This window comes from Variovorax sp. KBW07, assembly GCF_003852515.1.
Lineage (GTDB): Bacteria > Pseudomonadota > Gammaproteobacteria > Burkholderiales > Burkholderiaceae_C > Variovorax.
Genome location: NZ_QAJK01000095.1, coordinates 1 through 25,011, shown reverse-complemented (window position 1 = coordinate 25,011; position 25,011 = coordinate 1). Strand labels below are relative to the sequence as shown.

The 25,011-nt window shown below is 68.0% G+C and carries 23 protein-coding genes and 1 riboswitch; of the genes, 15 read left to right on the top strand and 8 right to left on the bottom strand.

From position 1 onward, the window contains the following. The first annotated feature begins 385 nt into the window (after positions 1 to 385). From DBV14_RS19515 to DBV14_RS19495, 5 genes are all read left to right on the top strand, one after another. Positions 386 to 1,054, top strand: coding sequence for a GntR family transcriptional regulator (locus DBV14_RS19515; protein ID WP_124461125.1), 669 nt, complete (start codon positions 386 to 388; stop codon positions 1,052 to 1,054). Between the two features lie 67 nt (positions 1,055 to 1,121). Beyond that, on the top strand, positions 1,122 to 2,588 hold the full coding sequence (locus DBV14_RS19510; protein WP_124461123.1) for a malonyl-CoA decarboxylase: 1,467 nt from the start codon (positions 1,122 to 1,124) through the stop codon (positions 2,586 to 2,588). 83 nt (positions 2,589 to 2,671) lie between these two features. Next, entirely contained in the window at positions 2,672 to 3,655 is a 984-nt protein-coding gene (locus tag DBV14_RS19505) for a tripartite tricarboxylate transporter substrate binding protein (RefSeq protein WP_124461121.1), read from the top strand. Further along, on the top strand, positions 3,652 to 4,437 hold the full coding sequence (locus DBV14_RS19500) for an enoyl-CoA hydratase/isomerase family protein (protein WP_124461119.1): 786 nt from the start codon (positions 3,652 to 3,654) through the stop codon (positions 4,435 to 4,437). Before DBV14_RS19505 ends, DBV14_RS19500 begins: the two co-directional genes overlap by 4 nt. 10 nt (positions 4,438 to 4,447) lie before the next feature. After that, on the top strand, positions 4,448 to 5,983 hold the full coding sequence (locus DBV14_RS19495; protein WP_124461117.1) for a malonyl-CoA synthase: 1,536 nt from the start codon (positions 4,448 to 4,450) through the stop codon (positions 5,981 to 5,983). Here DBV14_RS19495 and DBV14_RS19490 read toward each other — a convergent pair. The 3 genes from DBV14_RS19490 to DBV14_RS19480 all read right to left on the bottom strand — a co-directional run bounded on the left by DBV14_RS19490 (position 5,980) and on the right by DBV14_RS19480 (position 9,949). After that, positions 5,980 to 7,746 carry a serine hydrolase gene (locus DBV14_RS19490; protein ID WP_124461115.1) on the bottom strand — a complete coding sequence of 589 codons (1,767 nt, stop codon included), beginning with the start codon at positions 7,744 to 7,746 and terminating at the stop codon, positions 5,980 to 5,982. The two genes, DBV14_RS19495 and DBV14_RS19490, sit on opposite strands and share 4 nt — an antisense overlap. Positions 7,747 to 7,812: 66 nt before the next feature. Then, positions 7,813 to 8,874 (bottom strand): phenylacetaldoxime dehydratase family protein, encoded by a 1,062-nt coding sequence (locus DBV14_RS19485; RefSeq protein WP_124461112.1) that lies wholly within the window; start codon positions 8,872 to 8,874, stop codon positions 7,813 to 7,815. A gap of 22 nt (positions 8,875 to 8,896) precedes the next feature. After that, the gene (locus DBV14_RS19480; RefSeq protein WP_124461110.1) at positions 8,897 to 9,949 is read right to left on the bottom strand and encodes a carbon-nitrogen hydrolase family protein; all 1,053 of its coding nucleotides are present in this window, start codon (positions 9,947 to 9,949) and stop codon (positions 8,897 to 8,899) included. A gap of 172 nt (positions 9,950 to 10,121) precedes the next feature. On the opposite strand from DBV14_RS19480, the gene DBV14_RS19475 reads away from it, so the two are divergent. After that, entirely contained in the window at positions 10,122 to 11,087 is a 966-nt protein-coding gene (locus DBV14_RS19475; RefSeq protein WP_124461108.1) for a helix-turn-helix domain-containing protein, read from the top strand. An 18-nt stretch (positions 11,088 to 11,105) separates the two neighbouring features. Here the strand turns inward: DBV14_RS19475 and DBV14_RS19470 are convergent, their stop codons facing one another. The 4 genes from DBV14_RS19470 to DBV14_RS19455 form a co-directional block, all read right to left on the bottom strand. Next, positions 11,106 to 11,531, bottom strand: coding sequence for a universal stress protein (locus DBV14_RS19470; protein WP_124461107.1), 426 nt, complete (start codon positions 11,529 to 11,531; stop codon positions 11,106 to 11,108). A 66-nt stretch (positions 11,532 to 11,597) separates the two neighbouring features. Beyond that, positions 11,598 to 12,425 carry a sulfite exporter TauE/SafE family protein gene (locus DBV14_RS19465; protein WP_124461105.1) on the bottom strand — a complete coding sequence of 276 codons (828 nt, stop codon included), beginning with the start codon at positions 12,423 to 12,425 and terminating at the stop codon, positions 11,598 to 11,600. Between the two features lie 288 nt (positions 12,426 to 12,713). Beyond that, positions 12,714 to 13,058, bottom strand: a complete 345-nt coding sequence (locus DBV14_RS19460) for a cell division protein ZapA (protein ID WP_124461103.1) — start codon at positions 13,056 to 13,058, stop codon at positions 12,714 to 12,716. Then, a complete protein-coding gene (locus DBV14_RS19455) occupies positions 13,055 to 13,279 on the bottom strand; it encodes a DUF904 domain-containing protein (RefSeq protein ID WP_124461101.1) in 225 nt (74 codons plus the stop codon). Before DBV14_RS19455 ends, DBV14_RS19460 begins: the two co-directional genes overlap by 4 nt. Positions 13,280 to 13,393: 114 nt before the next feature. Between DBV14_RS19455 and DBV14_RS19450 the strand changes: the two genes are divergently transcribed. The 3 genes from DBV14_RS19450 (at position 13,394) to DBV14_RS19440 (ending at position 16,048) form a co-directional block, all read left to right on the top strand. Continuing rightward, the gene (locus tag DBV14_RS19450) at positions 13,394 to 14,992 is read left to right on the top strand and encodes a flavin monoamine oxidase family protein (RefSeq protein ID WP_221621905.1); all 1,599 of its coding nucleotides are present in this window, start codon (positions 13,394 to 13,396) and stop codon (positions 14,990 to 14,992) included. 25 nt (positions 14,993 to 15,017) lie between these two features. Continuing rightward, complete coding sequence (locus DBV14_RS19445) at positions 15,018 to 15,437, top strand: cytochrome c (RefSeq protein WP_260397132.1); 420 nt, start codon at positions 15,018 to 15,020, stop codon at positions 15,435 to 15,437. 68 nt (positions 15,438 to 15,505) lie between these two features. Beyond that, positions 15,506 to 16,048, top strand: a complete 543-nt coding sequence (locus tag DBV14_RS19440; RefSeq protein WP_311732849.1) for a RidA family protein — start codon at positions 15,506 to 15,508, stop codon at positions 16,046 to 16,048. Between the two features lie 36 nt (positions 16,049 to 16,084). Here DBV14_RS19440 and DBV14_RS19435 read toward each other — a convergent pair whose 3' ends face one another. Then, on the bottom strand, positions 16,085 to 17,833 hold the full coding sequence (locus DBV14_RS19435; RefSeq protein WP_124461131.1) for a ClcB-like voltage-gated chloride channel protein: 1,749 nt from the start codon (positions 17,831 to 17,833) through the stop codon (positions 16,085 to 16,087). 93 nt (positions 17,834 to 17,926) lie between these two features. After that, positions 17,927 to 18,184: riboswitch (cobalamin riboswitch) on the top strand. A 99-nt stretch (positions 18,185 to 18,283) separates the two neighbouring features. Here DBV14_RS19435 and DBV14_RS19430 point away from each other — a divergent pair. From DBV14_RS19430 to DBV14_RS19405, 6 genes are read left to right on the top strand one after another with little or no spacing between them, the layout of a single operon-like run. Next, the gene (locus DBV14_RS19430) at positions 18,284 to 20,227 is read left to right on the top strand and encodes a TonB-dependent receptor (protein WP_124461097.1); all 1,944 of its coding nucleotides are present in this window, start codon (positions 18,284 to 18,286) and stop codon (positions 20,225 to 20,227) included. A 47-nt stretch (positions 20,228 to 20,274) separates the two neighbouring features. After that, positions 20,275 to 21,693 carry a cobyrinate a,c-diamide synthase gene (locus tag DBV14_RS19425; protein WP_124461129.1) on the top strand — a complete coding sequence of 473 codons (1,419 nt, stop codon included), beginning with the start codon at positions 20,275 to 20,277 and terminating at the stop codon, positions 21,691 to 21,693. Further along, positions 21,677 to 22,255 carry a bifunctional adenosylcobinamide kinase/adenosylcobinamide-phosphate guanylyltransferase gene (locus DBV14_RS19420; protein WP_260397131.1) on the top strand — a complete coding sequence of 193 codons (579 nt, stop codon included), beginning with the start codon at positions 21,677 to 21,679 and terminating at the stop codon, positions 22,253 to 22,255. Before DBV14_RS19425 ends, DBV14_RS19420 begins: the two co-directional genes overlap by 17 nt. A gap of 2 nt (positions 22,256 to 22,257) precedes the next feature. Continuing rightward, the gene (locus DBV14_RS19415; protein WP_124461127.1) at positions 22,258 to 23,133 is read left to right on the top strand and encodes an ABC transporter substrate-binding protein; all 876 of its coding nucleotides are present in this window, start codon (positions 22,258 to 22,260) and stop codon (positions 23,131 to 23,133) included. 11 nt (positions 23,134 to 23,144) lie between these two features. Continuing rightward, the gene (locus DBV14_RS19410) at positions 23,145 to 24,155 is read left to right on the top strand and encodes an iron ABC transporter permease (protein ID WP_124461094.1); all 1,011 of its coding nucleotides are present in this window, start codon (positions 23,145 to 23,147) and stop codon (positions 24,153 to 24,155) included. Positions 24,156 to 24,169: 14 nt separating this feature from the next. Continuing rightward, on the top strand, positions 24,170 to 24,964 hold the full coding sequence (locus DBV14_RS19405; RefSeq protein WP_124461093.1) for an ABC transporter ATP-binding protein: 795 nt from the start codon (positions 24,170 to 24,172) through the stop codon (positions 24,962 to 24,964). Positions 24,965 to 25,011: the final 47 nt, after the last annotated feature.

The window sequence follows — 25,011 nt, the reverse complement described above, 5'->3', positions numbered from 1 at the left end:
GCGCAGAGCACACCATCGGCGCGAGCGCCTTCAGAGCGGTCGTTGATCGGCCAATGCGAGAGCAGCGCCCTCGTGCGACTGGCATCGGGTGCTCCGCGCAGCGAAATAAAGGAGGAGCGAAGCGGGGGACATTCGCGGAGGGAAGTACCCGGTGTCAGTCGCACGCGCCCCGAATGCACGCGCCCCCGAACGAACCACCAGACGCCCGAAACCCAGGCAACTGAGTGCGTGCCAAAAAAGCCAGAGCATGCAGAAGTTCTCAGGGTAATTCCGGGCCCGACACCCGCCAATCGGCACTTGCGTTGCACCAAAGCCGTCCTCACAATTACGCGTAATTACAGGAAATTACGCCCAGCCACCCCGAGGTCATCGCCTTCGAATCCCCATGCGCCTGGTCCCCAACTCCCTGCACGACGAAGTCGCCGCCACGCTGCGCGAGCACATCTTCGACGGCACCCTGGCGCCCGGCAGCTTTGTCGATGAGGTGGCTCTCTGCGAGCGGCTTTCCATTTCCCGCACACCACTGCGCGAAGCACTCAAGGTACTCACCGCCGAAGGCCTCCTGCGGCACGAGCCGCGGCGCGGCTGCTTCGTCAATGAAGTTACCGAGCGCGACCTCGACGAAATTTTTCCCGTCATCGCGCTGCTCGAAGGCCGCTGTGCCTACGAGGCCGCCCGCAACGCCAGCGACGCCGAACTGCACGAACTCGAAGCGCTCCACGAGCGGCTCGTGCGCCATGCCAAGGCGCGGCGCATCAACGACTACTACGCCACCAACCACATCATTCACGAGGCGATCATCAAGCTCGCCGACAACAAGTGGCTGGCGCAGGTCATCGGCGACCTGCGCAAGATCCTCAAGCTCGCGCGGCTGCAGCAGTTGCATGCGCCGGGCCGGCTCGACCAGAGCCTGTCCGAACACCTCGCCATCTTTGCGTCGCTCAAAGCGCGCGACAGCGAGGGCGCTGATGCCGCCATGCGCACGCACATGACCCGGCAGCGCGAGGCGCTGCGCGAAGTCATGCAGCAACAGAAATCCCGGGTGATGCCGTGACGATGACAACGACAACAACAAAACCGCGTCGCGGCACCGCCGAATCCCCCCGCATTGGAGTAGCCCGATGAGTGCGACCGAATGGTTCCAGGCGCGGCTGCGCTCTGGCGAAAAATCCAAGGTGCCCGTGGCCCCTGAAGGCACGGCGAAGAGCGCGTCGAAGAACACGTCCAAGCCCAGCGCGCGCTCGACCGCCGAGCGCCTGCAGGTCACGCTGCGCAAGGCCGACGAAGCGCTGTCGCCGCGCGCGTTGCGCCGCGTGCTGGCCGACCTGCAGGCCGTGATCGATCCGCGCGTTAGCGAGGTCGAAGGCGGCCGCCGGGCGCATGCCATTGCCGTGGCCTACGCCGCCTCGGAGCCCGAAGAGCGCCGCGACTACTGGGCGCTCATGAGCGAGCACTTCGCGGCCGATGCGCAAAAGCTCAAGACCGCGCGCGACCAGCACCAGGCCGCCGTCGGCACGCCCGACGAAGGGCAGGCCGAGCTGCGCCTGCGCCGCGCGCTGGTGTCGCCGCGCATGCGCCTGCTGCAGCGCTTTGCCGTCGAGCCCGAGGGCATGCGCTTCCTGGTCGACCTGCGCGCCGACCTGCTGCCGTGCCTGAAGGCCGACAAGCGCCTGCTGGCACTCGATGCCGAGCTCGAACAACTCTTCTCCACCTGGTTCGATGTCGCCTTTCTCGAACTGCGCCGCATCGACTGGGATTCGCCGGCCTCGCTGATCGAGAAGCTCATCCGCTATGAAGCGGTGCACGACATCAAGAGCTGGTCCGACGTGAAGAACCGGCTCGACGACAGCGACCGGCGCTGCTACGGCTTCTTTCATCCGCGCCTGCCGAACGAGCCGCTGATCTTTGTCGAAGTGGCGCTGGTCGACCGCATCAGCGACGGCATCACGCCGCTGCTCGACGAAGCCGCCGTGCCGGTGCTGCCCGCCAAGGCCACGACCGCGATCTTCTATTCGATCAGCAACACGCAGAACGGCCTGCGCGGCGTGAGCTTCGGCGATTCGCTCATCAAGCGCGTGGTCGAAACCCTGCAAGACGAGTTGCCGCGCCTGAAGACCTTCGCCACGCTGTCGCCGATTCCGGGCTTTCGCACATGGCTGGCCAAGAATGCGGCCGACCTGTTGCCGCGCCTCGACGAAAAGCGCGAAGCCGACATCGGCCGCCTCGTCGGCTCGGTGCCACCGACCGCCGAGCGCCTGCTCGCGGCCGTGGATGCGGCCACCACCTTCGATGCAAAGTCGCCGCTGCGCCAGTGGCTGATGCAGGCGGCTGCCGAGTACCTGGGCCGCGCGCTGGTCGACGGCACGCCGGCCGATCCGGTGGCGCGCTTTCACCTGGGCAACGGCGCGCGCGTCGAGCGCCTGAACTGGGCGGGCGATCCGTCGCCCAAGGGGCACAAGCAGTCTTACGGGCTCATGGTCAACTATTTGTACGACCTCAAGCGCCTGGACAAACACCGCACCTGGCTGGCCGATGGCAAGGTGGCTGTATCGGGAGACATCGAAAGCCTGTTCTTCAAAAAAGGCTGAGGCGACACGACAGAGCAGCCGGTGCAAGGGGCACCGGCGGCCGCATCGGGCGGCAAAATCCACAACGACAGGAGATGAGACCCATGAATCCAAGCTTTCAACGCCGCGGCATTTTGCGCGTGGCCGCCGCCGGTGCGGCCGTTCTTTGCGGTGCCGCGCGCGCGCAGGGCTGGCCGGCCAAGCCGGTGACGATGGTCGTGCCGTTCCCGGCCGGTGGCGGCACCGATGCCTTTGCACGGCCGCTCTCCGGCCAGTTCACCAAGATCGCGGGGCAGACGCTGGTCATCGACAACCGCGGCGGCGCCGGCGGCACGCTGGGCGCAAGCATCGCGGCCAAGGCGCCGGCCGATGGCTACACGCTCTTCATGGGGGCGGTGCACCACGCCATTGCGCCTTCGGTGTACCCGCGGCTCGACTACGACATCGAGAAAGACTTCGTGCCGCTGATGCTGCTCGCCAACGTGCCGCAGGTGGTGGTCATCAACCCGAAGCGCGTGCAGGCCAACACCATCCAGGAATTCATCGCGCTGGTGAAGCGCAACCCGGGCAAGTTCAACTACGGCTCGGCCGGTTCGGGCACCTCGCACCACCTGGCGGGCGAGCTGTTCAAGCTGCAGACCGGCACCTTCATCACCCACATTCCGTACCGCGGCGCGGGCCCGGCGTTGTCGGACCTGATCTCGGGCAACGTCGACCTGATGTTCGACGGCCTCGGTTCGTCGGCGCAGCACATCAAGAGCGGCCGCATCAAGGCGCTGATGGTGGCCGGCAGCAAGCGCAACCCCGCCTTCCCCGACGTGCCATGCGCCGCCGAGGTGGGCCTGCCCGACTACACCGTGACCACCTGGTACGGGCTGTGGGCGCCCAAGGGTACGTCGGCCGATGTGCAGGCACGCGCCATCGACGACATGAAGAAGGCACTGGCCACCGACGACCTGAAGACCATCTGGGCGCAGAACGGCTCCGAGATTCCGAACGTCACCGGCGCCGCCTACGGCAGCTTCGTCAACGCCGAAATCAAGCGCTGGGCCACGGTGGTGAAGGCATCGGGCGCCAAGCTCGAATGACGGCAGGCAGCCATGTGTCGCTGCGCCGCGAAGGCGCCATCGCCGAGGTCGGCCTGTCGAATGCGGGGCGCCTCAATGCGATGACGCGCGCAATGTGGCGCCAGCTGCGCGACGTGTTCGATGGCCTGCGCAACGACGATGCCGCCAACGGCGTGCGATGCGTCGTCGTGCGCGGGGAGGGCGGGGCGTTCTGCGCGGGCGGCGACATTTCCGAGTACCCCTCGTTCCGTTTCGAAGAGCCCAGCCTGCGCGAGTTCCACGAGAACGAAGTCTGGGCCGCGCTGCAGGCCATGCTCGATTGCCCGCTGCCGCTCATTGCGCAGATCGAAGGCGCCTGCATGGGCGCCGGCATCGAGATTGCCAGCTGCTGCGACATCCGGCTGGCCGGCGCGTCCGCCAGGTTCGGCGCACCCATTGCCAAGCTGGGCTTTCCGATGGCGCCGCGCGAAGCCGCCCTGGTGCATGGCGCCATTGGCGACGTGCTCGCGCGCGACATGCTGCTGGCCGCCGGCGTGCACGGTGCGCAGCGCCTGTACGACGCGGGCTTTTTGTTGCACGTGCTGCCCGACAACGAAGTCGCCGCCGCCGTGCAGGCCCACGCCACGCGTGTGGCCGCTCTCGCACCGCAGGCCGCGCGCCTGCACAAGCAGACCTTTGCCGCACTGCGGGCCGGCGCACCGTCGGCCCACGCGCTGCTGGCCACCGCCTACGACTATGCAGACTCCGCCGAGCACCGCGAAGGCATTGCCGCCTTCCTTGCCAAGCGCACACCGAATTTCTGAAGATCCCGCCATGAAGAAGACTGCCAACGCCAACCTGTTCGCCGCCCTGCGCGCGGCATTTCCCGCCGACCTCGACAGCATTGCCGTCGAAACCGACAACGGCCTTTTCTATTCCTGGCGCGACCTCGAGCGCGCCAGCGCAATGATCGCCAACCTGCTCGACGCACTGCAGCTCGAGAAGGGTGCACGCGTCGCGGTGCAGGTCGAGAAATCGGTCGAGGCCATGCTGCTGTACCTCGCGACGCTGCGCGCGGGCTATGTGTTCCTGCCGCTCAACACCGCCTACCAGAGCGCCGAGATCGAATACTTCATCGGCAACGCCGAGCCCGCCGTGGTGGTGTGCACCAGCCGCAATGCATCGTGGGTCGGCCCCATTGCCACCGCTGCCGGCACGAAGCACGTCTTCACGCTCGACGACGACCGCACCGGCACGCTGCTTGAAGTGGCCGCGCAGTGCAGCGACCAGCACAAGGTGGCAAGCCGCAAGGCCGACGACCTGGCCGCCATTCTTTACACCAGCGGCACCACCGGCCGCAGCAAGGGCGCGATGCTCACGCACGGCAACCTGCTGTCGAATGCCGAGGTGCTGAAAGACTACTGGGGCTGGACCGAAGGCGACGTGCTCATCCACGCGCTGCCCATCTTCCACGTGCACGGCCTGTTCGTTGCGCTGCATGGCGCGCTGCTCAACGGCAGCAAGATGCTGTGGTTCTCGAAGTTCGACCCCAGGCGCATCGTGCAGAAGCTGCCCGAAGCCACCGTGTTCATGGGCGTGCCCACGCTCTATGTGCGGCTGCTGGCCGAGGCCGGCCTCACGCGCGAGGCGGTGCGCAACATGCGCCTGTTCATCGCGGGCTCGGCGCCGCTGCTGATCGAGACCTTCGACGAATGGCGCGAGCGCACCGGCCACACCATTCTTGAGCGCTACGGCATGAGCGAGACCGCCATGCTCACGTCCAACCCCTACAGCCCCGCGCAGGGCGAACGCCGTGGCGGCACCGTCGGCTTTGCCTTGCCCGGCGTGCAGCTGCGCGTGCGCGACGACAGCGGGCGCGACTGCACCACCGACGAAATCGGCAACATCGAAGTCAGCGGCCCCAACGTGTTCGCGGGCTACTGGCGCATGCCCGAGAAGACGAAAGAGGAGTTCACCGCCGACGGCTTCTTCAAGACCGGCGACGTGGGCAAGATCGACGGCCGTGGCTACATCACCATCGTCGGGCGCAGCAAGGACCTGATCATCAGCGGCGGCTACAACGTCTACCCGGCCGAGATCGAGGGCTACATCAACGAGATGGCCGGCGTGGCCGAAAGCGCGGTCATCGGCGTGCCGCACCCGGACTTCGGCGAAGTGGGCGTGGCCATCGTGATCGCCAAGGCGGGCAACGCCATCGACGCCGATGCCATCGTCGCGGAGCTCAAGTCGAAGCTCGCGAACTTCAAGATTCCGAAGCGCTGCTTCGTGGTGTCCGAGCTGCCGCGCAACACCATGGGCAAGGTGCAGAAGGCGCTGCTGCGCGCCGAGCACAAGGGGCTGTTCGCCTAAGCGCTCAGGTTCGCGCTCACGTTCGCGCTCGCGTTCGCGCCCAGGTCCGCGTCCGCGTCGGCATCATTCGCCTTCGCCGCCAGGAAGGTGCCGCCGGGTTCGTGAAAGATCGCGGCGTCGACCGCGGTGGGTGAGGGCCGGCGGAACTCCACGCGAAAGCCTTCGAGCTGGGCGATGCGAAAAGTCCGCCCGTCCGCGGGCAGGAGGGCGCGTGTCGGTTGCCCGGAGATCGTCAGGCTGAGCTCTCCCGCGGCGTCGAGCTGCACCGTGATCGACTGGCCGCCATGCAGGTAGCTGCCGGCGCACAGCGCGCGGAACGCCGCATCGAGCACCTCGCCCGCGGCCACGCGCTGGAACACGATGTCGGGCACCATGGGCTCGAACTGCACGGTGAGCCGGTCGATGCGGCCCTCGCGGTCGTAGAGGAAGGTCAGCGCCTTGTTGTCGGGGTAGAACTCGGTTGGTTTTTCCGGCGTCACGAACACGTCGTAGTGCCAATGCGCCAGCTTGCCGCCCAGGCCGCGCCAGTGCCAGCCCAGGCCGTCACCGTCCCTTGCGATCTCGATGTGCCCATAGGCCGGATGCGCGTAGCCGCCCACGTAGTCGTCCAGCGCATGGCTGGGCTGGGTGCCGGTGCGGCGAGCGGCTTCGCGGGTCGCCTTGTCGGTCTGCTGCTGCGCGATGGCCTGGCGGCGCTTGGGAGCCAGGCGCGCGAACCAGTCGATGGGCTCGCGCCCGCTGATGCGGTCGAATACCGCATGGGTGAGGATGGCGGTGACCGCGCTGGGCGCGCGGTTCGTCAGCACCACGACGCCGGCGCGGCGCTCGGGCAGCACCGTCATCAGCGTGCCCCAGCCGAGCCATGAGCCTGAATGGGCAAGGGTTCGGTCGCCGCGGTAGTTTTCGCAGAAAAGACCGAAGCCGTAGTGCGAATCGCCGATCTCCGGATACTCGGAGCGGCCCATGTGCACGCGCGGCGTTGCCATCTCGCGCAGCGCCTGTGCCGAGAGAAGCGGCGTGCCGTTCACCTTGCCTTCGTCGATCAGGAAGCGCGCCCATTTCGCCAGGTCCGCGACCGAGACGTTGATGCCGCCGCCCGCCGTGGTGCGGATCGGCCACAACGGCGAGGGCATGCATTCGTCGCCGACCATCGCATGCGGACGCGCAGCGTTGCCGGCGGCGGCCAGCGCTTCGATGGTGAAGCCGAAATCCTTGAAGCCGAGCGGCTTCATCAGCCGCTCGGCGGTGAAGTCTTCCCAGCGCTGGCCGCTGATGCGCTCCGTGACCGCGCCCGCGACCATGTAGCCCAGGTTCGAGTACTGGAAGGCGTCGCGCAGTTCGCGGCTCGGCATCAGGTGGCGCAGCAGGGGCAGCATCTGCGCGCCGGAGAGATCGCCGGGCATGTGGACCCAGTCGTGGCGCGGCAGACCGCTGTGGTGGCAGAGCAGGTCGCGTACCGTCAGCCGCTCGGTCGCCACCGCATCGTGCAGGCGGAATTCAGGAATCACCTCGCGCACAGGGCGGCTCCATTCCAGCTTGCCTTCGTCGACCAGCAGGCCGAGGCCGGCGGCGGTGAAAGACTTGGTGATCGAGCACAGCAGGAACTGCGTGTCGGTGGTCACGGGCAGGCCGGTGCCGATGTCGCGCACGCCGTAGCCTTTCAGCACGGCGATCTCGCCGTCCTGGATGACGGCCAGTGCGAGCCCAGGGACTTTCCATTCCTGCATCGAGGCTTCGACGAGGCTGTCGAGATCGCTCCACATGGTCAGAGTCCTTGCTTTGGATTCGGGCCGCGAATCCTACGGCATCCCGGCCATGTGCCTTCCTTCCTATGCCACGGCCAGCCCGTTCATCAGCCCGCTGCGCGCATGGCAGTTGATGTACTCGTAGCTCTGCGCGTCGGCCTTCAGCACCGACACCTCGTGGTACACGCGCAGCTGCAACTGGAAGTTCAGCGCCTGCACGTAGCGCATGAAGCTTCCGAAGATCGCAACGTGCGTGGGGTGCGATTCGGCCCAGCGCTCCATGTCGGCGAGCGAGCGCCAGTAGCTCAGGCCGAAGGACTTCTGCAGCGGCGCGCCGGTGGCATCGAGGTGGTGCATGTAGCGGTTGCTGTAGCAGCCGATGCCCAAGCCCTGGTCGCGCAGGAAGTCCATGCCTTCGCGCAGCACCGGCTCCATGTCCTGCAGGTAGAGCGTGCGTTCCTGGCCCGTGGTGTCGGTCCATTCCTGTCCGGAGCGGATCATCGCGATGTTCTCGTGGCCGGCGATGCGCACGCGCTGGCCCGGTGCCGGCGTGCCCGCGACGACGGCGCGGGTGCCCGAGGGGGCCATCGCGTCGGTCTGCGACAGCGGAATGCGGTCGCGCATCGAACCCCAGTAGCCGTGCTCCTGCAGCTCGCCGCTGACATCGCCCATGACCACGCCGATGCCCTCGATGCGGTCCGGCGTGTTGAACATGGTCTCGAAGTGTTCGACGCGCGGCGAGGCTATTTCGCGGAAGTAGCCCAGGCCTTCGGACAGGCGCTCTTCGGCGCGCCACCATGCGTCGATTTCGGGCGTGGCCATCCAGCGCGCGTGCGCGGCGGCGTCTTGCCAGTAAGCGATGGCGACCATGTTGTCGAAGCCGTCGGCGTCGACATGGTGCGTCAGGTCGTGATGGCCTGGGCCGTCGGGCAGCGCGAAGCTGCCCGCGATCTTCATCAGCGCGGCGCAGGCGCGGCCTTGCATGTCGGGCCCGCGCGACTGCACGCCGAAGTAGCCCATGACCACCTGCGTGACGGAAGTGGGTGCGCGGGCCGACCATACGGGGTAGGGCGGCGTGTAGTCGTCTTCCACGCGGCGGTGCCGCGTGCGGGGGCACTTCAGGTGTTCGGCAATGGCGGATTCCATGGCGCGGCTCCGTGGCGTGGCGTCAGGCCGCGACCGGCTGGCGCGGCTCGGCAACGGATGCGGTCGGCGAGGCGGCTTCGCGGGCTTCCGGCAGGCTGCTCTCCGGCTCGGGCGTGCGCTGCACCACCACGGGCTCGCGGCGCGTCTTGTTCAGCAGCAGTTGGGTGACGTCGGGCCGCGAGTAGTGGCCGCTCGGATCGGCCGCGGCCTTGGCGAGCGAGATCATGCCCAGGTCGATGTCGGCGATGACCAGCCCTTCCTCGTCTTCCGCCAGGGGCGTGCCCAGCGGCGAGCCGTCGGGTGCGTAGATGCGCGCAAAGCCGCCGCCGGTGCGCAGCATCTGCTGCTTGCCGGCATCGGTACACATCAGGTCGCTCATGGCCTGCGACACGGTGGCGCAGGGTGCGACCACGAAGCACTGGCCTTCGGCCGCGTAGACCTGGCTCGCGGCATTGTTGACCTCCGGCCCCAGCGCGTAGGCCGCACCGCGATAGAGCGAAAAGCTCGGCCATGCGCCGCAATGGATCTGCTCGTTCTGCGCATACATCGCGTACTTGCTGAGCGGCTGCAAATGCTCCCAGCACGAGAGCGAACCGACGTTGCCGATGGAGGTTTCGGCCACGGCCAGGTCGGAGCCGTCGCCTTCGCCGAACACGGTGCGCTCGACGTGCGTGGGCTTGAGCTTGCGGCGCGTCTGCACGGTGCGGCCCTGGTCGTCGATCAGCGCCTGCGCAATGTAGAGGCTGCCCGCGGCCTTTTCGCTGTAGCCCAGCGACACCCAGATGCGGTGCTTGCGTGCGGCCTCCTTGATGCGGTCGAACTCGGCCGAGCCGACCACCAGCGAATTGTCGTGATAGCGCTGCACGAACTGCATGCCCCAGGCTGGCGAATCGAGCCAGATCCACCAGGGGTAGCCGGGCACCCAGGTCTCGGGAAAGGCGATGAGCTGCACGCCCTGGCGCGCGGCCTGCGCCATCAGGTCGATGGTCTTGTCGAGCGTGCCGTCGAGGTCGAGGAACACGGGTGCGGCCTGTACGGCGGCAACGCGAAGCTTGGGGTGAACGGTGGTGGGCATGGCGGGTCTCCAGGTGCAAGGAAAGTAACGAACCGCATGCCGCGCGCACCGGGTTTGCGCTGTGGCATGTGGGTTGCTTGAAGCGTAGATTCGCGCCGCCGGAATGCATTGACCCTGATTGGCGGCGTTCTTGTTCCAGCGTTGCATGCCCAGGTTTTCCAAGGAACCCCCGATGAACCAGTTGCTCAGCACCGATGCCGTGGCGCGCGACCAGCGGCTTGCCTACTGGACCGACATGATCTGCAACGTCTACGTGCAGCTCGGCTGCGACCCGGTGCGCGCGGGGGACACGGGCGACTTCGAAGGCAGCATCCGCCAGCACACGCTGCCGGGCCTCGACGTGTCGGTGGTCACCTCGGGTGCTCAGAAGGTGATGCGCACGCCGGGCCACATCGCGCATTCGGGCGACGACTATTTTCTGGTGAGCATCCAGGCGCGAGGCCATGGCGTGGTGCGGCAGGATGGCCGCGACGCGGTGCTGCAGGCCGGCGACTTTGCGCTGTACGACAGCACGCGGCCCTACCAACTGTTGTTCGACGATGCCTTCGAGCAGATCGTGCTCAAGCTGCCCGGCGAGCGCCTGCGCAGCGAGCTGCGCGACACCGAAGTGCTGACGGCCACCACGGTGTCGGGCCGGGAGGGCGCGGGGCATCTGCTGCTGGGCATGATCCGCACGCTGCGCGAGGACATCGACACGCTGCAGCCCGCATCGGCCCTTGCGGTGGCCAATGGCGTGCAGAACATATTGGTGGCGGGATTGCAGACGCTGCCCGCGGCGCGCGCGCCCGCCCTGAGCCACCTGACGGCGTATCACCTGGCGCGCGTGAAGCGCGGCATCGACGAGCAGTTGGCCGACCCGTCGCTGTCGGTGGGCACGCTTGCCACGGCGCTGGGCATGTCGGTAAGCCACATCCACCGGGTCTTCAAGAGCGAGCCGCTCACGCCGTCGCAGTACATCTGGGAGCGGCGGCTCGAGGCCTGCAGCCGCGACCTGCTGGCGCCGCAGTTGGCGGGCCGTCCGGTGGCGGACATCGCCTATTCACGCGGCTTCAACGACGCGGCGCATTTCAGCCGCGCATTTCGGGAGCGCTTCGGTTGCTCGCCGCGCGAGTGGCGGCGGCAGCGCGTGGAGCAGTAGCTGAGCGGATGCTGGGTTCTACTGCACCAGCAGCACCGTGGTGTCGGTCTCGGAGATCACCTTGGTGGCAATCGAGCCCATCAGCGCGCGGCCGAAGATGCCGTGGCCGTGCGTGCCGAGCACGATCAGTTCGGCGTGCGCCTCGGCGCAGGCCTTCAAAATTTCTTCGGCCGCGTGGCCGTGGCGCGAGTCGATCGTGTAGTTGCTCACGCCCTTCTCGGCGAGCAGTGCCTTCACCGGGTCGAGCACCTTGGCGCTTTCCTCGGCGTAATAGTTCGAGACCAGTTCCTTGCTCAGGTGCCGGGCCACGTTGCTGGAGACGCCGGTGCACACATGCACCACCACGAGCTGGTGCCCGTCCACGAACATGGCGCGGTTGGCAACGAGGTAATCGAGCGCCTTCCGCGTGTAGGCGCTGCCGTCGACGGCGATAAGGATTTTCATGAAACCTTTATACGCCCGGCCCCCGGCGATGCAACAAGTCGCACCTCAAGCCCGAAGGGCTTTGTGTCAGCCGTGCAGGCCCTTCCAGAGCATGTACGCGGCCAGCAGGTACAGGATGCTCGCGAACACGCGCTTGAGCTTCTTCACCGGCAGGCTGTGCGCGGCCCTGGCGCCCAGCGGCGCGGTGAACACGCTGCACAGGGCAATCACCAGCAGCGCGGGCAGCCAGATGTAGCCGAAGGCGCCGGCCGGCAGGCCCTGCACCGACTGGCCGCTGATGACGTAGCCGAGCACGTTGGCCACCGCGATCGGAAAGCCCAGCGCCGCGCTGGTGGCCACCGCGTTATGAATGGCCACGTTGCACCACGTCATGAACGGCACGCTGATGAAGCCGCCGCCCGCGCCCACCAGGCCCGAGATGAAACCGATGACGCCGCCCGCGCCCAGCTGCCCGGCCGTGCCCGGCATCTGCCTCGTCGGCTTGGGCTTCTTGTCGAGGAACATCTGCGTGGCCGAGAAGCCCACGAACAGCGCGAAGAAGATGGCCAGCGCGGTGCCCTTGAGCAGCGCGAACACGCCAAGGCTGCCGGCCAGGCTGCCGATCACGATGCCGGGCGCCAGGCGCTGCACGATGTCCCAGCGCACCGCGCCGCGCTTGTGGTGCGCGCGCACGCTGGACACCGACGTGAAGATGATGGTGGCCATCGAGGTCGCGATGGCCATCTTCACGGCCAGGTCGGCCGGCACGCCGCGCTGGCCCATGATGATCGTGATGAACGGCACCATCAGCATGCCGCCGCCGATGCCCAGCAGGCCCGCGAGAAAACCGGTGCCCAGGCCCAGGGCGGCCAGTTCGGCGATCAGAAGAGGGTCGAGCAGGGCGGCGAGGTTCACGGGGAAACAAGGAAAAGGTCGGCTGAAAAAGCAACGGCCCCGTGCAATGAAGCAGGGGGCCGTGGCGGGAAAAGGTGTCTGCAGATGGTGTGCCGGACCCGCATCCTGAACCAGGGTTCAGGTGGGCGAGGGCAGCAAGACTTCGGGTTCATCTGACGCGAGATGATCACGCCCGTCAAGCGATGTACCAAGCCCGGCTCCGGAGAGCATTGGAACAAGGAAATATTAAGCCCGACACGTCTGCAGACGTGGTGGATTTTACGCCCCGTATGTGCCCGGCGCGCTCATTCAGAGCAAATGTCCATCGCCGGCCAGGGCCTGATCGAGTCTTTGAATGAGCTGTGCGGCCTTCGGGTCGTTTTCGGTGGTACTGCCGGCTTCGGTGGTTGCCGCTGGAGCGGGGGCTGGCGCAGGCGCCGCGGCCGCTGCCGCCTGTTGCGCCGCGAGGTCGAAGGCCAGGTTCAGCGATGCGAGCACCGCGATGCGGTCGCGCGCCTTGACCTTGCCGGCGTCGCGGATCTTGCACATGGCCGCGTCCACGCGTTCCACGGCATCGCGCAGTTGCGGCTCGCCGCCGTCGGGACAGCCGAGCAAATAGCTCTGGCCCATGATCTGTACTTCAATCTGCTTCATGCGGGGGAATCTTCGGATGGGGGTTCGGCCGGCAGCCGTTCGAGCACGGCGTCGAGGCGCGTGCGTGCCGCGGCGAGCCGCGACTTCAGGGCGTCGCGTTCACGCGTGAGCGCATCGACCTGTTCCTGCAGCAACGCATTGGTGCGCTGCACCTCTTCATGGCGCACGAGCAGTCGTTCAACACGCTCGGCGATCTGATCGATGGGGCTGGAGGCGGGCATGGTTGGCGATTGTAGTTTCCCGGGAATGCGGTGCCGCCGACGGTGCGCGCGGTGCTTGGCTTGGCATGGATTCTGCTGCCTTCCAGTTGCCTTTCAAACTCCCACAGCCAGTCAATGACCACGAAGAACAACACTTTATTCAGTCGGCGCGACCTGCTTGCGCTCATCGGCAAGACCGCCGGGGGCGGCGCGATGTACCAGGCAATGACCTCCCTGGGCTTTGCCGCCGAGTCCAACTACAACGGCCCACCGAAGCTCGACGGTGCCAAGAGGGGGGCCTCGGTGCTGGTTCTTGGTGCGGGCCTGGCAGGCATGGCCGCCGCGCTCGAGTTGCGCAACGCGGGCTACTCGGTCAAGGTTCTGGAGTTCAGCCAGCGCGCGGGCGGCCGCTGCTGGACGCTGCGCGGTGGCGACACCTTTACCGAACTCGGTGGCGCCGTGCAACAGTGCGGCTTCGCCAAGGGCGAGTACTTCAACCCGGGGCCGTGGCGCATTCCGTATCACCACCATGCGGCGCTCGGCTACTGCAAGCGGCTGGGCGTGGCGCTCGAGCCTTTCGTGCAGGTCAACTACAACGCGCTGGTGCATTCGAGCAAGGCCTACGGCGGCAAGCCGCAGAAGTACCGCCACGTGCAGGCCGACTACCAGGGCTACGTGGCCGAACTGCTCGGCAAGGCCACCAGCCAGGGCAATCTCGATGCGGCCCTCACGAAAGAAGACAAGGAAAAGCTGCTCGAAGGCCTGCGCCGCTGGGGCGCCCTGGACACGCAGTTCCGCTACCGCGAAGGCACCGTCAGCAGCGACCGCCGCGGCTACGACGTCGATGCGGGCGGCGGCCTGATGCCACTGGCCAAGCCTTCGAAGCCGCTCGACATGAGCGAGCTGCTGCAATCGAATCTTTGGCGCTACATCGCCAGCGGACAAGACTACGAATTCCAGAGCGCCATCTTCCAGCCCGTGGGCGGCATGGACATGATCGCCAAGGCCTTCCAGAAAGAAGTCGGCAGCCTGATCCGCTACGGCGCCAAGGTCACGAAGATCGAGCAGAACGACCGTGGCGTCACCGTCACCTACACCGATGCCTCCAAGGGCGGCGCGGTGGCGCAAGCCAAGGCCGACTGGTGCCTGTGCACCATTCCGCTGTCGGTGCTGAGCCAGATCGACATCCAGGTCGGCGCCCCGATGCAGGAGGCCATCAATGCCGTGCCCTACGGTGCATCGGTCAAGGTGGGCCTGCAGTTCAAGCGACGCTTCTGGGAAGAAGACGAGCACATCTACGGCGGCATCAGCTACACCGACCTGCCCATCTCGCGCATCTCGTACCCCTCGACGCGCTACGGCACCAAGGGCAAGTCGGTGGTGCTCGGCGCCTATGTGTTCGACGGCCCCAACTCCTACGAATTCACTGCCATGGCGCCCGAGGAACGCGTGCGCCGCGCGGTCGAGTTCGGCTCGCAGTTGCACCCGCAGTACGCCAGCGAATTCGACAACGGCATTTCCGTGGGCTGGCACCGCGTGCCGGGTTCGCACGGCTGCTACGGCATGTGGACCGAAGACACACGCCAGAAGCACTACAGGAACCTGTGCCAGGTCGACGGGCGCATCGCGCTGGCCGGCGAGCACGCTTCCTACATTCCGGCCTGGCAAGAGGGCGCGCTGCTTTCGTCGCTCGACGCCATCCAGCGGCTGCATGCCCGCGCGGTCGCTGCTTGAGCGCCGAGTGAAGGAAACACCCACCATGAACCACGACACCACGACCTTCAAGCGCGCGCTGCTCGGCCTTTCGTTCGGCGCGCTGGCCTCGATGGGCGGACACGCTTTTGCGCAGTCGCCTGAACCCGCGTTCTCCGTCGGCCCCCGGTTCCAGGAAAGCTCGGGCGAGTCGATCTATCGGGCCACTTGCCAAGGCTGCCACATGGCGCAAGGGCAGGGCGCGAAGGGGGCTGGGGCCTACCCGGCGCTGTCTTCCAACCCCCGGCTCGCGAGCCCCGAATACCCGCTCTATGTGGTCATCAATGGGCAGAAGGGCATGCCCGCTTTCGGCAAGATGCTGAGCGACGAGCAGATCGCTTCCGTGGTCGGCTATGCGCGTACCCATTTCGGCAACCAGTACCCCGACCCCATTGCGGCGGAGAGCGTCAAGAAGCTGCGGCCCTGAGCTGGCTTCCGTGTCGATATTCCGGCAGATTCTTCCTTTCACCCTGTAGAGAGACAACACAGATGACCATGGCCTCCATCACCTCCACTGCCTCCACCACCTCCACCATGAAGAAGCTGGCACTCGTCGCCGCGCTGTTCGCCGCCGGCACCGGCGCCGCCAACGCGGCCGACGAGATCATTCGCCATCGCATTCCGAACTCCACCTTTCCGATCTCCGCGGCGGTGGAAATTCCGTCCTCGTTCACCAACGTCTACCTCTCGGGCCAGGTGCCACCGCTGCAGGACGCAACCGCGCCCAAGAACAGCGCGGCCGCCTACGGTGGCGACACCAAGGGCCAGACCGTCGGCGTGCTCAAGGCCATCGAGAAAAGCCTCACCGGACTGGGCCTGACGATGGGCGACGTGGTGAAGATGCAGGTGTTCCTCGTCGGCGATCCGGCCAAGGACAACAAGATGGACTTCGCCGGCTTCATGGAGGGCTACACCCAGTTCTTCGGCACCACCGCGCAACCGCGCCTGCCGGTGCGTTCGGCGATGCAGGTGGCGGCACTTGCCAATCCGGCCTACCTGGTCGAGATCGAAGTGATGGCGGTGCGTCCCGCCAAGTAAGGGGAGCGCAAGCGCGGTGGGCTGGGCCGTGCGGCGCTATTCGCTCAGCCGCACATAGGTGGCGAGCAGCGCGCTCTTGGCCACCACCCCCAACAGCACCGGATTGGCCGTGCTCTCGATGACCGGCAATCGCTCGCCCAGGTGATCGAGAAAGCGCTGCAGCGCTTCGGTCAGGCCGGTATCGGCCGTGACCGGCTGGATGGTTTGCGACAGCAGCGCGGCGGCCGTGGTCTCGGTGGGCGCCGTGCCGAGCGCCGCCAGCGGCACCACGCCCAGGTAGCGGTTGCCGGCATCGACCACGTACAGGTACTTCACCGGGTGCTGCAGAAAGAGCCGGCTCATGGCTTCGCGGTCGGCGTCGGGGCCGACCACCGTTCCGGCCGGCTGCACCAGGTCGCGCATGTGCAGCCCGCGCAGGCGAAGTTGCGTGTCGCGCTGCGCGTTGCGATGCAGGGTGATCTCGTACATCGAGCCCGCGTTGGCCGAGCGCGCCACGAAGTACGCGATGACGCTGGCGGCCATCAGCGGCAACATGACCTGGTAGCTCAGCGTCATCTCGAAGATCATCAAGATCGCCATCAGCGGCGCCTGCGTCGCGCCCGCCAGGAAGGCGCCCATGCCGACGATCGCGTAGGCGTAGGGCGCCGAGCTGGCGGCAGGCCAGAGCGCCTGCACGCCCAGCCCGAACAGCGCGCCGACCATGCAGCCGAAGAACAGCGCCGGCGTGAACACGCCGCCCACCGCGCCGGAGCCGGCCGTGGCCAGCGTGGCCACGGCCTTGGCCGCGAGCACCAGCGCAATCAGCGTCCAGGGCCACGGCGTGTGCAGCACCGCGTTGACGATGCTGTAGCCGTTGCCCCAGACCTCGGGCACCGGCACCGAAATGGCACCCATCAACAGCCCGCCCAGGGCCAGCCGCCACGGCAGCGCGACCGGTAGCCTGGCGAACAGCGCGCGGCTGCCTTGCAATGCGCGCAGGAAGCCCACCGCCGCAAAACCCAGCAGTACCCCCAGGACGGCGAACAACACCACCTCGGTGCCGTGGATCTCGGGAAACGCCGGCATCCTGTACGGCGGCTGATACCCCGGCAGCGCCCGCATCGCGACATTGGCGACCACCGACGCAATGATGATCGGCCCGACGCTTTCCATCGCGATGGAGCCGAGCACGATCTCGGCGACGAAGAAGGCGCCGGCAATCGGCGCGTTGTAGGCGGCCGTCAACCCGGCGGCGGCGCCGCAGGCCACCAGCAGCCGCAACCGCTCGGCCGGAAAGCGGAACACCCGGCCCAGCAGCGACGCGGCCAGCGCGGCAAGCTGCACCATCGAGCCCTCGCGGCCGATCGAGCCGCCGGTGCCGATGCTCACCAGCGACGACGCGCTGCGCACCAGGGTCTGCGCGACCGGAATGCGCCCGGCGCCGAGCACGATGGCTTCCATGTAGTCGGAGGTGGGGGAGGTGGGGGAGGGGGCGGAGGTGGTGCTCTTCCGCACGGCGATGCGCCGTGCCCAGACCAGCAGCAAACCGGCCACCAGCCCGCCGAGCGTGGGGCAGGCGATGCGCGCCCACCACGGCAGGTGGCGGGCCATGGCCACCAGGCCTTCGCCGGGGCCGAGCACCAGGTGCTCGAAGCCATAGAGCGCCGCGCGAAAAAGCTCGGTCGCCAGCGTGCCGAGCAGGCCGGCCACGATGGACCACAGCAGCATCGATTGCCAGCCCGATACACCGAAGAGCCGCTGCAGCGCGGAGCGCAGATTCAGGAAGACCGAGGCCGGCCGCATCATGCCGGTGCCCGCGCGATGGTCTTCGAAACGCAACAGTCCATGGCGTCGATGTTAGCGGGGCGCAACTTTCGGCTTAATGAGCGGCCGCCAGGGCCTAAAATCCTGCCCGTTGGTGCTCGCGGCGTGGTTCACACGGCGCAGTTCAACGGGAAGCAGGAGTCCAAGCCAGGCCTTTTAAAACAGAGCCGGGCCCAAGCCACCTGCGCTGCCCCCGCAACGGTCAAGCAGACGGCGCCGCAAGGCGCCACCCCCTTTCCATCCAGCCACTGGGCGCCCTGAAACAGGTGCCTGGGAAGGCGGCGAGGGGTTGTTCTGCCAGCCCGGATACCGGCCAACAAGGCGGCTGCCGCATGCACACACGATGAATCAATCCATGCATGGGGCGGCCATGGCGCCCAGGCGCCGGCGGGGAGGCCGGCGAGGGGCATAGACGTTCGTCCGGCTCAATTCATGATTTCCTGCGTTTCTTTTTCTCGCGGCCGCGCCTTTGCGCGCCGCAGCCGCCTCGCGTGCCTGCCGCTCGCGCTGGCTTCGGCCTTCGGCGGCCTGGTGCATGCACAACAGGCCCAACAGGCGCAACCAGCACCCCAGACCCCCACGCTCGGCGAAACGGTGGTCACGGCCAACCGCACGCCGCAGGCGCTGACGGACCTGGTGGGCGACGTGTCCATCGTCGACCGCCAGACCATCGAGCGCAGCGGCGCGACCGGCGTGGCCGACGTGCTCTCGCGCCTGCCGGGCATCGAGATCACGCGCAACGGCGGCGTGGGCAACACCACCAGTGTTTTCATCCGCGGCGCCGAAACGCGCTTCACCGCGGTCTACCTGGACGGCGTGCGCATCGACTCGCAATCGACCGGCGGCGCCGGCTGGGAAGGCATTCCGCTGTCGCAGATCGACCGCATCGAAGTGCTGCGCGGCCCGGCCGCGGCGGTGTACGGCTCCGACGCCATCGGCGGCGTGATCCAGCTCTTTACCAAGCGCGGCGAAGAGGGCGTGTCGCCCTACGCCGGCGTGGGCTTCGGCAGCCGGGGGCTGCGCAAGATCGAAGGCGGCGTCAGCGGAAAGTCGGGCCTGCTCGACTACTCGTTCGGCGTGGCGCATGAAGAAAGCAAGGGCTTCAACGTCCAGCCCGCCAGCAAGCGCACGGTCTCGAAAGACGGCTTCACCAACCCCGACCGCGACGTCTACCGCTCGACTTCGGGCAACCTGAAGCTGGGCTTCCAGATCACGCCCGACCAGCGCATCGACGCCACGCTGCTGGCCAGCGACACCGACGCCGGCTACGACCCGTCCATCGGCTACAAGACCAAGCCGCCGATCCTGTTCAAGAACGACATTTCGAGCAACACCCTGCGCACCGCCGGCCTGACCTGGTCGGCCAAGTGGAACGACGTCTACAGCACCCGCGTGCAGGTGACCGACTCGCAATCGGTCTACAAGACGCAGCCTTCGTTCTACCGGACCGAAACCCATCTGCGCGGCTACCTGTTCCAGAACGAATTCCGCTTCGGCCCGCACCTGGTGACGGCCACGCTGGAACGCCGCGAAGACGCGCTCGAGAACGCACCCACCACCTCGGCCAAGCTGTTCTCGCGCGACCGCGCGCAGAACGCGCTGTCGCTCGGCTACGGCTTCGTGCAGGGCCCGCATTCGCTGCAGCTGCACGTGCGCCGCGACAACGACAGCGAGTTCGGCGGCAAGACCACCGGCAGCGCCGCCTATGGCTACGCCATCACGTCGACGCTGCGCGCCACCGTGTCGGCCGGTACCGCCTTCCGCGTGCCCACGCTGTACCAGCGCTTCAGCGAGTACGGCCTGGCCAGCCTGCGGCCCGAGTCGAGCCGCAACGTCGAGCTGGGCCTGCAGTACACCCAGGGCGCCACCAACGCGGGCATCGTCGTGTACAACAACCGCGTGCAGAACCTGATCGTGTTCGACAGCAGCGCCAAGGGTTGCCAGTCGTCGTTCGGCTGCTATTCCAGCACCGCGCGCGCCCGCTACCAGGGCGTCACGCTGTCGGGCGGCCACCGCATCGGCGACGTGACCCTGCGCACCTCGCTCGACTACCAGGACCCGCGCGACCTTGCCACCGACAGGCTGCTGGCCCGTCGTGCGCAACGCCACGCCACCTTCGGCGCCGACTGGCGCATCGCAGGCTGGACGCTGGGCGCCGAGGTGCAGACCTCCAGCAAGCGCTACGACGACGCCGCCAACACCGTCAAGCTCGGCGGCTACACCGTGCTGAACCTGTCGGCCAGCACCCAGCTCACGCGCGACCTCAACCTGGTGGCGCGCGTCGACAATGTGGGCAACAAGGACTACCAGTTCGCGCGGCTCTATGCCAACGCGGGCCGCACCGCGTACGTCGGTCTGAAGTGGACACCGCAATAAACCATCCCTCGCAACGAAGCGGCGCCGCCGGTGCCGTTGAAGAAGGCATGCCCGTGGCCTGCGCCGCGGTGCTGGTCGCCGCCCCGGCCTCGGGCCAGGGCAAGACCACCGTCGCGGCTGCGTTGGCCCGGTTGCACGCGCGCCAGGGCCGGCGCGTGCGCGCCTTCAAGTGCGGGCCCGACTTTCTCGATCCGCACTGGCTGGCGCTTGCCACCGGCGCGCCGGTCCATTCGCTCGACCTGTGGATGACGGGCGAGGCCGATTGCCGCGCGCGCCTGCGTGCCGCCGCCGCCGAGTGCGACCTGCTCATCGTCGAAGGCGTGATGGGCCTGTTCGACGGCACGCCCAGCGCAGCCGACCTGGCCGGGCGCTTCGGCCTGCCGGTGCTGGCGGTGATCGACGCGGGTGCCATGGCCGGCACCTTCGGCGCGCTGGCCTTCGGCCTGCAGAATTTCCGGCCCGGCCTGCCGTGGGCCGGCGTGCTGGCCAACCGCGTGGCCAGCGAGCGCCATGCGGGCATGCTGAAGGACGCGTTGCGCGAACCTTCGCAATGGCTGGGCGCCTTGCCGCGCGACCCCGCGTTCTCGCTGCCCGAACGGCACCTGGGCCTGGTGCTGGCGGCCGAGCTCGGCGACGCGATGGCGCGGCTCGATGCGGCCGCCGACGTGCTGGCCGCGACGCCGCTGGGCCAGATGCCCGTCGCGCGGCTGCCGCAGGTTCGTTTTCTCGAAGCCGACGCCGACGCCGAAACATCAGCGCCTGAATCCGTGGCCCCGGTGCCGCCCTTGCTGGCCGGTCGCACCATCGCCATTGCGCGCGACGCGGCTTTCTCGTTCATCTACCCCGCGAACCTCGATGTGCTCAGCGCACTCGGCGCGCGGCTTTCTTTCTTCTCGCCGCTCGCGGGCGATGCCTTGCCGGCCTGCGACGCCGTCTGGCTTCCCGGCGGCTACCCCGAGCTGCACGCGCAGGCGCTGGCCGCCTGCACGCCGCTGCGCGATGCGCTGGCGGACCACGCCGCGGCGGGCAAGCCGATCTGGGCCGAGTGCGGCGGCATGATGGCGCTGTTCGACGAACTGGCCACGCACGCCGACCCCGCGCGCCCGCCGGACGTTCACCGGCTCTGGAGCCTGCTCCCCGGCCGCGTGACGATGCAGAAGCGCCTGGCCGGCCTCGGCCCGCAGCAGCTCACGCTCGGCAGCCACACCCTGCGCGGCCACACCTTCCACTATTCGAGCTGCGAAACGCCGCTGCTGCCCGCTGCCCACACCGCCCGGCCCGGCGTCACGCAGGCCGTGGGCGCGCGCGGCGGCGAAGCCTTCTACGTGCATGGGCCGGTGCGTGCGAGCTACTTCCACGCGTGGTTCGCCTCCAGCCCCGAAGCCACGGCACGGCTGTTCGGCGCCATGCCGATCGAACTCGAAAGCGATGCCCCAAAGGAAGACAGCGATGCCCCAGGTTGTTGAACACGAATTCATCCTCGGCGGACAGAAGAGCGGCAAGTCGCGCCGCGCCGAACAGCGCGCCATCGACTGGCTGGCAGCCGACGCCAGGGGCCGCCGTGCCGTGCTGATCGCCACCGCGCAGGCCTGGGACGACGAGATGCAGGAACGCATCGTTCGCCACCAGGCCGACCGCGCCGAGCGCGTGCCCGGCATGCGGACCATCGAGGAACCGATCGAACTCGCGCGCGCCGTCGTCACGCAGAGCACGCCCGAGACGCTGGTCGTCGTCGACTGCCTCACGCTGTGGCTCACCAACCTGCTGATGCCGATGGAAGACGCGCGGCCCGCCACGCGCACGCCGGCCACGCACACCAGCATGCTGCTGATCGCGCTGCGCGAAGCGCGCGGCCCTGTCGTGTTGGTCGGCAACGAAATCGGCCTGGGCGTGATTCCGATGGGCCGCGAAACGCGCGCCTTCGTCGATGCGCTGGGCCGCCTGAACCAGGACGTGGCCGCCGCCTGTGGCCGCGTCACACTCATGGCCGCCGGCTTGCCGCTGAGCCTGAAAGCACCCGCTGCATGAAGATGACGAGATGGATTCGACCACTGGAACTGGCACTGGGCTTCGGCCTGGCCGTGTTCGCGATGGGCGCGCACGCCCTCGACGTGGTCGACGAACGCGGCGTCACCGTGAGCCTGCCGCAGCCGCCGCAACGCATCGTCTCGCTGCTGCCATCGCTCACCGAATCGATCTGCGCGCTCGGCGCCTGCGGGCGGCTGGTCGGTGTCGACCGTTATTCGAATTCGCCTGAACAGGTGAAGGCCTTGCCGCAGGTCGGTGGCGGCATCGATCCGAACGTCGAGGCCATCGTCGCCCTCAAGCCCGATGCCGTGCTGCTCGCCAAGTCGTCGCGTGTCACGCAGCGGCTCGAAGCGCTGGGCGTGAAGGTGCTGGTGCTGGAACCCAAGAGCCATGCCGACGTGCAGCGCGTGCTCGACAAGCTCGACCAGGTGCTCGGCACGCACGAGGCGCCCAGGGTCTGGCGCGTGATCGACGCCAGCGTGTCGGCCGCAGCGCAGTCGCTGCCGCCGAGCGCCAAGGGCATTCGCGTGTACTTCGAAGTCAACAGCGCGCCTTATGCGGCGGGCGAGTCGTCGTTCATCGGCGAAACGCTCGCGCGGCTCGGCGTGAAGAACATCGTGCCGCTCGCACTGGGCCCGTTCCCCAAGCTCAACCCCGAGTACGTGGTGCGCGCGAATCCCGAACTCATCATGGTCAGCGTGCGCAGCGCGCAGGGGCTGGAGCAACGGCCCGGCTGGGCCGGCATTCGCGCCGTGCGCGAAGGCCGCATCTGCCGCTTCAGCGCCGAGCAGTCCGACGTGCTGGTGCGGCCCGGCCCGCGCATGGACGAGGCCGCGCGCCTGATGGCGCAGTGCCTCGCGGACAAGGGCAAGCGGTGAGCGCCGCGCGCATGCACACCGCCCACCTGCGCCGCGTTCTGCTGCTCGGCGCAGGCCTGCTGGTGGTTGGTGCCGCGCTGCTGCTGTTCGGCCTGGGCATCGGCAGCACCGGCTTCGAAAGCCTGCTGTCGGCGCGCCACGACCCCGTGTCGCTGCAGATCGTGTGGGACATCCGCCTGCCGCGCACGCTCGGCGCGTGGCTGGCCGGCGCGCTTCTCGGGCTGGCGGGCGCGGTGGCGCAGGGGCTGTTCCGCAATCCACTGGCCGACCCGTACCTGCTGGGCAGTGCCTCCGGCGCATCGCTCGGCGTGGCGGTGGCGCTGCTGATGTTCGGCGGCTCGGCCGCCAGCATGCAATGGGTGATGCGGCTCGGCCTGACAGGCGCCGCATTTCTCGGCGCGGTGTTGGCGGTGATGCTCACGCTGATGCTCGCGCGCGGCGTGCAGCAGACGCTGCGCCTGCTGCTGGCCGGCGTGATCGTCGGCGTGGTGCTCGGCGCCGCCAAGGACCTGATCACCATCGCGTCGGCCGACATCCTGCAGGCCATCCAGGGCTTCGTGCTCGGCAGCACCGGCCTGGTCGGCTGGAGCGCCTGCGCGGTGATGGCCATGGTCGGTGCCGTGTGCCTGCTGCTGGGCTGGGCGCTGGCACCGGTGCTCGACGGACTGGCGCTCGGCGAAGCCACCGCGCGCAGCCTGGGCCTGCCGCTCGGCGCCATGCGCGCGGCGCTGGTCGTGGTGCTGGCACTGGCCACCGGCGCGGCCGTGGCCCAGACGGGGCTCATCGCCTTCGTCGGCTTGGCGGCGCCGCACCTGGTGCGCTCGATCGTCAAGACCACGCATGCGCGGTTGATCGTGCTGTCGGCGCTGATGGGCGGCCTGCTGCTGATGGCCGCCGACCTGTTGGCCCGTTGGCTGATCGCGCCGCAAGAGTTGCCCGTCGGCGTGCTCACCGCCGTGCTCGGCGGCAGCTACCTGCTGTGGCTGATGCACAGGCGCAGTGCAAGAGGGGGCCTGGGCTGAGGATGATGATGACGATGAGCGACAAGAACGATGTGCCTGTGCCCCCCGCGCTCGAAGCACGCGGCCTGAGCGCAACGCTCGGCACGACGCAGGTGCTGCACGGCATCGACCTGAAACTGTCGTCCGCCCGCTGGACCAGCATCGTCGGCCCGAATGGCGCCGGAAAATCGACACTGCTGAAGGCGCTCGCGGGCCTGCTGGCGCATCGCGGCGAGGTACGCCTGTTCGGCGAACCCCAGGCAAAAATCCCGGCCCGCATCCGCGCCCAACGTCTCTCGTGGCTCGGCCAGAGCGGCACGGGCGAGGGCAGTGCCGACGACCTGATGGTCTACGACGTCGCCATGTTGGGCCGCCTGCCGCACCAGCGCTGGCTGGCCGCCCCCAGCGCGGAAGATCGCGAAGCCGTGGAGCGCGCATTGCGCAGTACTCAAGCCTGGGAGTGGCGCGACCGTCCGTTGGGCCAGTTGTCGGGCGGCGAGCGACAGCGCGTTCTGCTGGCCCGCGCACTCGCGGTCGAAGCCGAGTTGCTGCTGATGGACGAGCCGCTCGCGAATCTCGACCCGCCACACCAGGCGGACTGGATGCAAACCGCCCGCACGCTCGTCGCTGAAGGCAAAACGGTGGTGAGCGTGTTGCACGAGCTGCCGATGGCGTTGGCGGCCGACGAGTTGGTCGTGATGAACCATGGCCGTGTCACCCATCACGGAGGTTGCGGCGACTCTGTTACCCATACGGCGCTGGAGCAGGTGTTCGACCACCGCATACGGGTGCACCGGGTCGCGGACCAATGGATTGCGTTGCCGTTATGAAGTGCGTTCGGGTCGCGCGCATGGCGGTTCAGGGCGACGCTCGCGCC